Source organism: Actinomyces slackii, assembly GCF_900637295.1.
In the GTDB taxonomy this organism is placed as follows: Bacteria; Actinomycetota; Actinomycetes; order Actinomycetales; family Actinomycetaceae; genus Actinomyces; species Actinomyces slackii.
Window position 1 is genome coordinate 2205709 of record NZ_LR134363.1, and the last position, 12834, is coordinate 2218542.

The following is a 12834-nucleotide window of genomic DNA, read 5'->3' on the forward strand; positions in this document are numbered from 1 at the left end:
GTGACTCCCACCCCCGTCCTTGCTCGATTGCTTTCCCTCTTTGCTGACATCACCAACGGCGACGAGGCCGAGATCGACCCGTCGCTACCCATGGCAGAACAGGGGTTGACGTCGGTCCTTGGTGTTGATCTCGTAGACGAGATCAACGCCGAGTACGGCCTCACCCTCGGTGCCGAGGCGATCTACGACCATCCGACCTTGGCTGGGCTGTCCATGGCCGCCGAGGAGCTGCTTTCGGCTGACCGCATGACGATGTCCCCCGTCCGTGATTCCCTGTTTGACGTCGTCGAACGACTGGCCAAGGTGCATTTGAGGCAGGATGTCGGCCCTTGGGACCCGGCCCGAACATGGACGGACTTGGGGCTAAATTCGGTGTACTCCGCCGACTTGGTCGATGCGCTCAACGACGAGTTGGGGATCAGCCTCAGCGCCGAGGCAATCTCTGACTTCGTCACTCCCGGGCAACTCGCGGGGCACATCGAGTCGTTGCTCTCCATGCCCGCGCCTGACGACCGACTCGTCGACTTCACATCCGATTCGACGCCAGCTGAGGAAGCCACGGTGCCCGTGGCGATCGTCGGTCAGTCCATGAGATTCGCGGATCTCGACAACGTCGACGCGCTCGAGGCGGCCTTGTGGGGGGCTGACGCCAGGAATGAGGGCTCGATCACCTGGCGTTGCGACCAGGCTCCGTCCGGGTTCATCTCCACCCCAGACCGGTTCGATGCGCCGTTCTTCGGCATCAGCGCTCGTGAGGCGCGCAGGATGGATCCCCAGCAGCGTCTGCTGCTCGAAGAGGCCTATCACGCAATCGAGGACTACGGGCATGATCCGGCCTCCTTGGCAGGTGACCGTGTGGGGGTCTTCGTCGGAGCGAAGGTAGGCGGCTACGAGGATCAGGTCGTTGGGGTGGACGGGCCTTCTTCCCAGGCGTTGCTCGGCAACGAGATGTCCGTCTTGTCCGGTCGGCTCGCCCACTGGTTCGACACGAGGGGCCCCTGCGTGACGGTGGACGACTCATGCACCTCGTCCTTGGCGGTGCTCCACATGGCCTCGGAAAGCATTCGGCGTGGAGAGTGCGAGCTCGCCATCGTTGCCGGAGTGTTCGTGACCTCGCCGCGGTTCCAGGCGCTTGCTGCAGAGGCGGGTTTGCTGTCCACCAGCGGACGGTGTCGTCCCTTCCGCGAAGACGCCGACGGAATGGTGCTCGGGGATGGTGTGGGAGTGCTCGTCCTGAAGCCCTTGCCGTCAGCGCTGGCCGACGGCGATCACGTCTACGCGATCGTCCGAGCCAGCGCAATGAGCCATAACGGACGCGCACCGTCCATCATGGCGCCAGTCACCCGATCCATGCGTGACATGATCGTCGAACTATACCGCGACAGCGAGACCGATGTGCGTAGCGTACGCCTCATGGAAGCGCAAGGCACCGGGTCGCCTGTGGGCGACAGCGCGGAGCTCTCTGCCCTCACGGCGGCGTTGACCGAGCTGGGAGCTACGCCTCACAGTTGCGTTCTCGGGTCCACCAAGAGCGTCCTGGGGCATGCGGTGGCTGCCTCGGGCATGGCCGCAGTGGCCAAGGTGCTCGCCTCCTTCCGTCGCGGCGAGGCCCCCGGATGGGTCGGGGGCGAGGCTGATCATCGGCACCTGTCATCGCATGATTCGCCGTTCGTCCTCGGAGCGACCCCGACGCGGTTGGCGTCCGACGGCGAGTTGCCGACGCGAGCGGGAGTGAACGCCTACGCCTTCAATGGCACGAATGTGCATGTGATCCTCGAGCAGTTCAAACCAGCTCGTCGCTCGATCGGTCGTGAGCGTCCGCAGCTGATCCCTGTCTCGGGGAGGACTGACGAGGCGTTGAGGGGGAACCTCGCTGCCTTGGCGGAATGGCTCGCGACCCATGACGCCGCGCTGGGCGACGTCGCCTATACTTTGCAGGTCGGTCGCCAGCACCATGCTCGTCGGCGCGCTTTTGTTGTGGACGACTGTCGCACGCTCCGCCTCCAGATCGAGCAGGCGCTGTCCCAGGAGGGCGGGATGGCGCCATTCTGGTCGAGCGGTGACCGCCGGCTGGATGGCGAACGACAGGGGGGCAGTGACCCAGGCAACCCCGACATCTCGGCGGACGAGTTGACCGACGTCTTCCGTGGCTATTGCGGTGGTGCGACAGTCGACTTCGAACGACTGCACGTCAGCGACCACTGGCAACGACTGTCATTGCCCGGTTATCGGTTCGACGACCATCGTTACTGGATCGGCGGTCCTACGGATATGGAATCGGCCTCGTCAGCGCCCCACGATGCGGGGCCCGAGCGATCATCGGTCGCGCCGGAGCTGTCGGCCCGGGAACTCGACGAGCATGAGCGTGCCCACAGCGCGTTGACCGCGTGGGCCATGCAAACGTTGTTCGCGGTCCTGGCGGACGCGGCCGGTGATTGGGCGCGGGGAAGTACGCACACCGTGGACGCCCTAGCAGACAGCGTCCAGGTGATTGATCGTCATCGACAGCATTTCGAGCATCTCGTCAGCATGTTCGTTCGCGAGGGGTTCATGCGCACCGCTGGCGATCACCTGCAGATCACCGCCAGCGCTCAGCCGATGGCAGCCCTGGACGAGCGACGGCAGGACATCGAGAGAGAGTTCGTTGAAGCGGCCATCTACACGCCGCTGTTGGCGTTGTGCTTCGAGCATTATCCGGACATTCTTGCTGGCACCCGAACCTCGGTCGAGGTGCTGTTCCCCAAGGTCAGTGACACGCCGATGAGCCGTCTCTACACGGGCAACCAGATGGCGGATCTGTGCAATGACTTGGTCGCTTGGCAGTGCGTTCAGCACATCCTCGACAAGGTCCCCGCTGGCCGCACCATCAAGATGATCGAGGTGGGGGCGGGCACCGGGGGCACCACGCGGCCGGTGCTGGAGGCGTTGAACCGGTGGAAGGACCGCATCGACTACGCCTACACGGATCTCTCGTTGGCCTTCAGTACATGGGGAGCCAAAAAGTTTCAAAAGGATTTTCCGAGCGTCCACTTCGCCCGGCTGGACATCTCGGTCGATCCCGGTGAGCAGGGATTCGCCTACGACGACGCCGACATCGTCATCGCCACCAACGTCATCCATGCCACGCCTGACATTCGTGAATCGACGCGCAATCTGCACTCGTTGTTGCGGCCAGGGGGAGTCCTCGTCCTCAACGAGCTGACCGGCTGTCCCGACGTGTATGCGATGGCGGCGGGGCTTCTCGACGGCTGGTGGCTGTTCCGCGACCCGGAGGTGCGAATCCCCGAATCCCCCTTGCTGGACGCCACCCACTGGAGTTCCGTCCTGTCGGACGGGGGGTTCGGCCCCACGACCGTTCTGGGGCCGACGGTGGGCAGGTACGGCGTGTCCCAGAACGTCATGGTCGCCGCCAAGCTGGCGTCGATCCGACAAGAGCTGCGGCGGACACCAGGGCGAGACGACGCGGGCCATCGCGTCGACTCGCCAGAGGCAGCGCAGAGTCGTCGGGACCATGGGCAGTCCGGTTCCGATGCGCTGCGTGCGACGGTTCTGCGCTCCGTGGTGGAAGCAGTTGAGGCGGACGTCGCCGGCGTCGATGCGGACACCGCCTTCGCGGAGCTCGGTGTCGACTCCCTCATCGCGCCGGAACTTGTTGCGACCCTGAACTCGGCGCTGGGGACCCAGTTGAGTGCCTCGGTTCTCTTCGAGCATTCGACGCCCAATCAGCTCATCGAGCATCTTCGCAATTCCGGCGTGGAGTGGGACCCTGGGAGTTGGGAAGTTCGTGAGGCACCAACTCCAACTGTGGGACTGGTCACACCAGCGAGGCAGGTCCACGCGAGCCTGGAACCCCCGGCGGCCGACGATGACCCCATCGCCATCATCGGAATGTCGGGCACGTTCCCGGACGCTCGAGATCCAGAAGCCTATTGGAACAACATCGTGAAGGGTCGTTGTTCGGTGAGGCCGGTTCCCCGCGAGCGGTGGGATGTCCACGCCGTCTATGACCCGGATCCGGACCGGCTCGACCGCACCTACTGCAAGGTGGCTGGGCTCATCCCCGATGCGGACCTTTTCGACCCGCTCTTCTTCCGCATGTCGGGTCGCGATGCGCAGATCACAGATCCACAGCAGCGCGTCTTCCTCGAACATGCGTGGAAGGCCCTCGAGGATGCCGGCTATCCTCCGGTGTCCTTGGGGGGCACGAAGTGCGGCGTCTACGTCGGGTGTGTGGCAAATGAGACGCCTCTGCTCAACGAGCTGGAGGGCGCCTCCGCGGACCCTGGCGCAACGGTGGGCTCCTACTCTTCGGTGCTGGCGGCCAGGATCTCCTACCTTCTGGATCTGCATGGTCCGAGCATCTCGATCGACACGGCCTGTTCGTCCTCGCTCGTCGCGCTCCACTTGGCGGTGCAGAGCCTGCGCTCGGGCGAGACCGACATGGCACTGGCGGGCGGCGTCTTCGTGATGCCTTCGGCGCGCTTCCACGTGGCTATGAGCAATATGTCACTGCTCTCGTCGGCAGGTGCCTGTCGTCCCTTCGACAGTCGCGCCGACGGATTCGTCCCCGGCGAGGGAGCCGGCGCCCTGGTCCTCAAGACGGTTGGCGCGGCTCGTCGGAGTGGCGACCGCATTCTCGCGGTGATCCGCGGTTCCGCGCTCAACCACGACGGGGCGTCCAACGGATTCACCGCGCCCAGCGCCCGAGCCCAGACTGACCTGGCGGAGGAGGTCTACCGTCAGGCGGGGATTGACGTCACGAGCATCGGATATGCGGAGGCGCATGGGACGGGAACGCGGCTCGGCGACGCCGTCGAGGCCGAATCCCTCACCGCAGCGCATCGGCGATTCACGGCCGCGCGCACCTACTGTGCGCTTGGGTCGGTGAAGGCCAGCATGGGCCATGCCGCGGCGGCAGCAGGCGTGGCCGGCGTGATCAAGGTCGTCCAAGCGCTTCGTCATGCAACCATTCCGCCGACGTGGCATGTCAACACGCCCAGCGATCTGATGGTCTGGGACGAGTCCCCATTCTACTTTCCCGAGCAAGCAACGCCGTGGAAGGTGCCCGAACAGGGTCCACGACGAGCCACGGTCAGCGCATTCGGGCTGAGCGGCACAAATGCGCATGTCCTACTCGAAGAGGCCCCGACTCCAGAGCACGCCGATCGCGATGGCAGCCTCGAACACGTCGTCGTCGTGTCAGGCCACACCGAGACGGCGTTGCGCCGCAATGAGGAGGCGCTTCTCGAATGGGTGGAACGAGGAGATTGCGATGCCGCCCCGCAGTTGGAGGCGATCGCCCGTACGACCCAGCTCAACCGCACCGCGCATGGGCACAGGGTCGCCGTGCTGGCGTCCAGCACTTCGGAGCTCGTCACCCGGCTTCGGGAGCATCTGCAACGCGGCGAGTCCGAGGCAGTCTTCGCGGGTCAGACCATGGCGCAGCTGTCGTCGATTGCCTCGTTGTTCAGCGACCGGGCCGGGCACGACTTCCTGGCGGATCTCGCCCGGCGTCGACGCCTCGAGCCGCTGGCGCGGGCCTGGGTGGACGGACTGGACGTGCCGTGGGCCGAACTCCACGGCGAGCCTCTCGCGCCCCCCGTGAGCCTGCCGCCCTACCGCTTCGACCACATCAACTTCCAGCGACGGCCAAGCGAGCCCGCAGGGAGCGTCGTCTACTCGACTAGGCACTTCGAGGTGAAGGTGCCGGCGTGGCGGCCAGAACCTGCTCCATCATCCGTCGAGTCCCCTCGACGCTTGTTGCTGATGGGCGATGAAAGCGACATAGCTGCGGTCCGGCGACACTGGCCCTCGACGCCCATCATCCTGGTGGGTCAGGCTTCCGAGGATGAGCTCGTGCCCGTGGGAGAGAGCTGGCGAATCAGCCCCCGCAGCGCGGGCGACTTCGACAAGCTATTGGCCGCGCAGGCCGGAGACGTCCCCATCGATGTCCTGAACCTGTGGCCCCTGCACGCCGGTTCCGACGCATCCGTGGACCCCGCCTTCGGGGCCTCGCTCCACCTCGTCGGCGCGGCCGGACGGACCTCGGCGCGAGTGCGGCGCGTGGTGTGTGTGACTCGCCGAGGAAGCGTTCCCCAGCCCTTCGATGACGCTGCAGCGGCGGTGGGGCACTCCGCCGCTCTCGTGGCGCCTGAAATGACCTTCACCCTTCTCCGGGTCGATGGCGCCGCCTCTGTCGGTGAGTGCGTCGACCATGCCGTCAGCGAGTGGGCGGCCTCCGACCCCGAGGTCCTGCGTCGTGATGGCGCCCGTTTCGTGCCCGAATTGGCGGCACCGGCTGCCGCCGACGAGCCCATCGTCATCCGTCGGGGAGCGGTGTGCCTCGTCACCGGGGGAATGGGGGCCCTCGGCCGGATCGTGAGCCGGCACCTGGCATCCACCCTCGCGGCTCACCTGGTGCTGGTGGGGCGTTCGGCTCCCACGCTGGAAACGAGCGAACACTTGGAATCGCTGAAGTCGTCCGGTGCCGCCAGTGCTGTCTACCTGCAGGCCGATGTCAGCGACGTGATGGCCATGCGCGAGGTGGTGCGGTCCGTCAGACAGCAACGCGGGGGTGTGCATGCCGTCGTCCACGCGGCCGGAGTCCTCGATTCCCGCCCCCTCAGTGCCATGGATGAACGGGCACTCGAAAGTGCCCTCAAGGCCAAGGTCGAAGGCGTCCAGGTGCTCGACGAGGTCACTCGTGACGAGGACCTCGATTCGGTAATCTTGTTCTCGTCGGCGTCGGCGGTCTTGGGTGACTTCGGGCTTGGCGGCTACGGTGTCGCTAATCGATTCCTCGACGCGTTCTGCGAGTACCGCAATCACCTGCGCGCCCAAGGCGCCCGACGGGGCGCGACCGTATCGATCGACTGGCCTTTCTGGGAGGACGGCGCTATGCGAGCGGGGGGACAGCGACTCCACCAGCAGGCGTCTGGCGTCGTGCCACTCGGTACGGCAGAGGGCCTTGCCATCTTCGACACCGTCCTCGCCCGCGGCATCTCAACGGCCGTGGTGATGCCGGCCGTTCACGACGGCGCGGCGCCTGCACCGCGAGCCGATGCCGACCACCTGCCCACTGTTGACACGACGGGTGGCGCTGCTGAGCCGGCCCGCCCGGAGACTGCCGGGTCCGAGTCGCTACGCGAGCAGGTTCTCAATGCGACTGCTCGGGCGCTCGGGATCGAGGTGGAGCGTATTGACCTCGAGGCGGACCTCGCGGACTACGGCTTTGATTCCGTCTCGCTCAAGACCCATGCGCGACGGCTGACAGAGGAGCTGGGGATTCCGGTCTCGCCAACCGTGTTCTTCGCGTGTGGAACGATGGGTGAGGTGCTACGTCTCCTCGTGGACCAGCACGGCGACCAGATCGAGGTACCCCCCGCCAGCCGGGCTCCCGAAAGGGATGCAGACCCCGCTGACGCGACCGACTCCTTGCTCGGTGATGCCCCCGCCCCTGTGTCAAACGGTCACAGTGACCTCCGGCCGGGAGATCTCACCGACGGCTTGGCGAACGACGTGGCTGCCGTCAACCCGGTGATGGACGTCCGCGATGACGCGAGCATGCCCATCGCGGTGGTCGGCATGGCAGCCCGCTTCCCGGGCGCCGAGAACACAGAGGAGTACTGGCGGAACTTGGTCGGGGGAGTCGACTCCATCGTCGAGATTCCACGTGATCGGTGGGACTGGCGGGACTGGTACTCGCCTGACGGGGATCGGGAAGGGCGGTCGGTGAGCAAGTGGGGCGGGTTCATCGATGGAGTCGATGAGTTCGATTCACGCTTCTTCAAGATCTCGCCGCTGGAGGCGGAGATGATGGATCCGCAACAGCGCTTGCTGCTCCAAACGGCTTGGGCGGCCATCGAGGACGCGGGATGGATGCCCGAGTCCATCACGGGCCGTCGGCTGGGGGTCTTCGTGGGGGCACAGTTCCACGAGTATGCACAGTTGCTCGCTTCGGCTGGTCTCAGCCGAGCCCAGATTGGCACCGGAGTGGAACACTCCATGCTCGCGAACCGCATTTCGTACCTGTTGGACGCGCGTGGGCCGAGCGAGGTCGTGGACACCGCCTGTTCCGGCGCGCTGACGGCGGTCCACCGTGCCATGCGGTCGCTCCGATCGGGTGAGACGGAGATCGCGCTGGTCGGTGGGGTCAGCCTGATGCTGACGCCCCAATACCACGTGCTGACCACCCAGATGGGCGTGGCGTCGCCCAGTGGGCGCTGCCACACCTTCGGCGCCAACGCGGACGGCTATGTGCGGGGAGAGGGCGTCGGCGTCCTGACCCTGAAGCCGTTGGCACAGGCGATACGGGACAACGACCATGTCTGGGGGGTGCTACGAGGCTCCGCAATCGGGCATGGTGGTCATGCCCACTCATTTAGTGCTCCGAACCCCCGGGCGCAGGCTGACCTCCTGCTGGCGGCCTGGGATGATGCGGGCGTTGACGCCGCAGATATCGGTTACATCGAGGCTCACGGTACGGGAACGGAGCTCGGTGACCCCGTGGAGGTCGAGGGTCTGTCGACAGCGTTTGACGAGTCGGCCCGCCGTTCGGGAAGGGCCCCCGCGATCGGTGCCTGCGGATTGGGCTCCGTCAAAACACAGATCGGTCACCTGGAGCCGGCCGCTGGGATCGCGGGTCTGGTGAAGTTGATCCTTGCGCTGCGCCACCACATCATTCCGGGCACGCTCAATGCCCTGCCGCGAAATCCCTATTTGGAACTGGAGGGTAGCCCCTTCACCGTGGTTGATCGCTCCACGGTCTGGCCGGCGCCCATCATCGACGGCGAACCGCGTCGCGGCGGCGTCAGCTCGTTTGGCTTCGGCGGGGCGAATGCGCATGTGGTCGTCGAGGAACACCGGCAGGAGCCACCGGCAGGCGAACCTGCGGGGGAAGTCGGGGATCCTCGAGTGGTCACGCTCTCCGCTCGCACGGATGCGCAGCTTCGCCGATCCGCGAGGCACCTGGCGGACTTCCTGTCGCGAGATTTCGACCGACGCCTGGAGAGGGTCAGGGTCGTGTTGGCCGAGTGTCTGGGAGTGCCTTTCTCCGAGTTGGACGGGGACACCGCCTTGGGCGACGTCGGGCTTGACGCGACGTCCATCGCGTCGGTGGTGTCGCGGCTGCGGTCCCAGTGTGGGGCAAGGCCGCACGGCCTTGTCGTGGGCCTTGACACCACGGTGGCCGAGCTCGCTGCGGGCTTGCCTGCCACGGTGGACCTCGGCGACGTCGCCTACACCTTGGCGGTGGGACGTGCAGCGCACCCACGCCGCTACGCGGTCGTGGTGGGTTCCATCGACGAGCTTGTGGAGCAGCTCGAGCAGTTTGCCGACGGGCGGGAAGCAGAGACCCTGGTTGGCGGGAGCGGGGACAGCGACGAAGAGGCCGCCGCGAGGGACTGGCTGCGTGGCGAGGACGTCGACTGGTCCACGTACATGTCCGGGCGGAAGGTGTCGCTGCCGACGTACTCGTTCGAACCCTCCCGCCACTGGTTCAGCGGGCCGGAACCCGTTGCTGGGACAGTTCCGGACGCACCACCAACGCATCCCTTCGCGGGCAGCGTCAACGAAAGGGAAGGAGTTTGGACCCTCACAACCACCCTGCGAGGAGGTGAACTCTTCCTGCGAGACCACGTGGTTCATGGCTTCCGTACCCTCCCCGGGGTTGCCTTCCTCGAACTGGCCCGCTACGCGGCGGGTCTCCACGTGGGGGGAACGATCAGCGTGGTGAAAGACCTCATCTGGGCCAAGCCCTTGGTAGTTGGTCCCTCGCCCGTGGAGCTGCGGTCCGCCGCGTCCGCGGGACCGGGCGGAACGGTGTCGATCGAGTTCACTTCGGACGAAGGGATCCACGCGCGGGCCAGATGCCTCGTGTCCGAGTCAGCGCAGCCCCAGCAGCCATTGCCGATTGCCGCCATCCGAGACCGTTTGACGCCATTCGCCTCCGGGGCCCAATGCTACGAACGGCTCCGGGGATCCGGGCTGGAGTACGGTTCCTCATTCCAGTGTCTTGATGAGGTGTGGTCTGCGGCGGACGAGGCTCTCGCCCGGTGGACCCGAGCACCGCAGCCGGCGTCCGAGCAGCGAGGCTGGATACTGGACCCGGTCACCTTCGACGGGGCCCTGCACACACTGCTGGCGTTGGTCGACCAGTCGAGCGGCAATCCGTCCGTGCCCTTCAGCATGGGGGAGGTCCAGATCCACGCGCCGCTTCCGTCCAATGGCTGGGCCCATGCGACCAGGAGAGGCCAGGGCGCCGGTCACGTTCCCCGCTTCGACCTTCGGATCACGGACGGTGACGGAGCCGTGTGTGTTGACGTCCATGACCTGGCGCTGCGCCAGATGGCACCCGTGACCGACGGTAGCTACGGGGACCCCGAGGTGGCGATCGGCGATCCCTCGACCACCGATGGGGTCCTCACCTTCGCCCCCTGTTGGGTGCCCCGGGATCTGGGGGAAGCTGCGCAAAAGGACCGCCCGGTACAGGTGTTGTGCGTCGGGGAGGCCTCTCGTTTGAGACACATGCTGGAAGCGGATATGAGTATGAGAACGGCCACAGTCGAGGATGTGTTCCACGCCTGCCGCGACCTGGTTGCCCAGAGAAATCCTGGACGGCTTGTGATCGTCACCGATCGGCGCGACCCGGTGAGTGAGGGATTGTCCGGACTTGCCCGCACCTCCCGACTCGAGAACCCGCAGCTGGCAGTCTCGGTGGTCCAGACGGACGGTCTCCCGGACGTGGAGCGGGTCCGTCACGAGGTCTCGCGAGGAGACGACGATGTCGTCGTCCTGCATGGGGCGGACGGCCGATTCCGTCAGTCCCTCCGCGAGATCGAGCTGCCTGCACCGTCCGGTCGGCCCTTCCGCGAAGGTGCGATCGCGGTGGTCACGGGGGGTCGAGGCAGGATCGGTCGGTTGTTGGCCGAGCATTTGGTGGGGCGCGGCGTCGCTGGTGTGGTCTTGATCGGCCGCCATCCGGCCGACGCGGAAAGCGAGCGTTGGGCCCGCCAGCTCGGGGTGCCGGTGATGCTCGAGGACGCGAATGTGACGGATCGAGTGGCGACCGCCGCCGCCCTGGGGCGTGCCCGTGACCGTTTTGGTGGTCTCCATGTCCTCGTCCATGCGGCTGGCGTGGTTCGCGATGGGGCACTGGCTCGAAAGAGCGATGCGGATTGGGTTGATGTTGTCGAGCCGAAGGTACGCGGGGCCGAGGTCCTAGATGAACTCACCGCACGCGACGACCTAGACCTGTTCGTCCTGTGTTCCTCGTGCTCCGGGGTGTTGGGCAACGCAGGGCAGGCTGACTACTCCTACGCGAACTGCCGTCTCGACGCCTTCGCACGCCAACGGGAGGAACTGGTTGAGCTCCACCGACGCTCCGGTCACACCGTGTCCATCGCGTGGCCGCTGTGGCAGGAGGGTGGGATGACGGTGCCTGGTCACGTGGTGGATCGGCTCCGCCAGACCCTCGGGATGGCTCCGATGCCCACCGCCGTCGGTCTGGAGGTCTTCGACGCGGCGACCCTGTCCAACCAGACCCGAGTGGGGGTGGCCTTCGGAGACGTGTCGACCCTTCGGGAAAAACTCCTGGTGGAAGACCAGCCGCGAGACCTACCGGATGCCTCGCTGGCTGCCGATGAGGACACCCTGATGCGCGTCGTCGCGAACTTCTTGAGGGTGGACGTCTCGGAGATGGACGTCGACGAGGACATCACCAACTATGGCGTGGACTCGATCATGATGATCTCCCTGATGAAGGCGATCGAGAGGGAACTGGGCGTCATCGTCGAACCGGGCGTGCTCGCCGAGCAAGCCACGATCCGCGACATGGCTGGGGCGCTCAGCGGCATGGCCCATGAAGGGTCTGTCCCCGAGACGGAACGCTCGCTGTCGGACCCGTCCAGTTCTCCAGAGGCGGGACTATTGTCGTCGGCACCGTCCCGTTCATCAGAGCCGCGCCCCGCAGGCGTGGGGGGCCATGATGGTCGCCTGGCGGTGATCGGCATGGCGGGACGTTTCCCCGGCGCCGCCACCTTGGACGACTATTGGCGGAACCTGGTCGATGGCCGAGACGTCGTCACCGAGATCCCGTCCGATCGCTGGCCGCTGGATGGGTTCTTCAGCGCCGACAAGACCGCCGCCCAGCGGTCGTACTCACGCTGGGGTGGGTTCCTGGACGATATCTATGGCTTCGATGCGGCGCGATATCGAATCACCGAGGCCGACGCCCTTGCGATGGACCCCACGCATCGAATGCTCATGGAGTTGGCCGACGAACTGTGGGCCGATGCAGGTTACGACGCCGCCGAGCTGGCGGGATCCCGCACTGGGGTGTTCATCGGCGGTGGTGAAAGCAACTACGTGAATCGTACTGCCGACCGTCTCCTCCCCGAGTTCGAGAGGAAGATGGTGGTGAACACCATCCCGAACATGATGGCGGCTCGTTTGTGTGACGCGTTCGACGTGCATGGACCCGCCCAGGTGATCGACACGGCCTGCTCGTCGTCGCTGGTGGCTGTGCACAATGCCTGCCGCGCGGTGCTGGCAGGCGACTGTGAGCAGGCGATCGTCGGCGGCATCGAGTTGCTCGTCGACGGGTACCTGCACATCGCACTAAGCAAGGCCGAGGTGCTCGCCGACGACGGCATCTGCTACGTCTTCGACGAGCGTGCCAAGGGCATGGTTCTGGGCGAGGGAGCGGGCCTGTTGCTCATCAAGCCGTACGACACCGCGATTCGCGATGGTGACAACGTTCGTGCGGTCATCCTGGGCAGTGCCGTCAACAACGATGGTCGGACGATGGGGCTGACCGTTCCGAGCGCCGAAGGTCAG

At 66.0% G+C, this 12834-nt stretch carries 1 protein-coding gene (only partly in view); it reads left to right on the plus strand.

Annotation, left to right across the window (positions count from 1 at the left end; genetic code table 11):
- Nucleotides 1-12834: the 5' portion of an SDR family NAD(P)-dependent oxidoreductase gene (locus EL266_RS09215; RefSeq protein ID WP_026427036.1), read on the plus strand. It continues 627 nt past the right edge of the window; 12834 of the gene's 13461 nt are visible here — the first part of the coding sequence; it begins with the start codon at nucleotides 1-3; its stop codon lies off the right edge, out of view.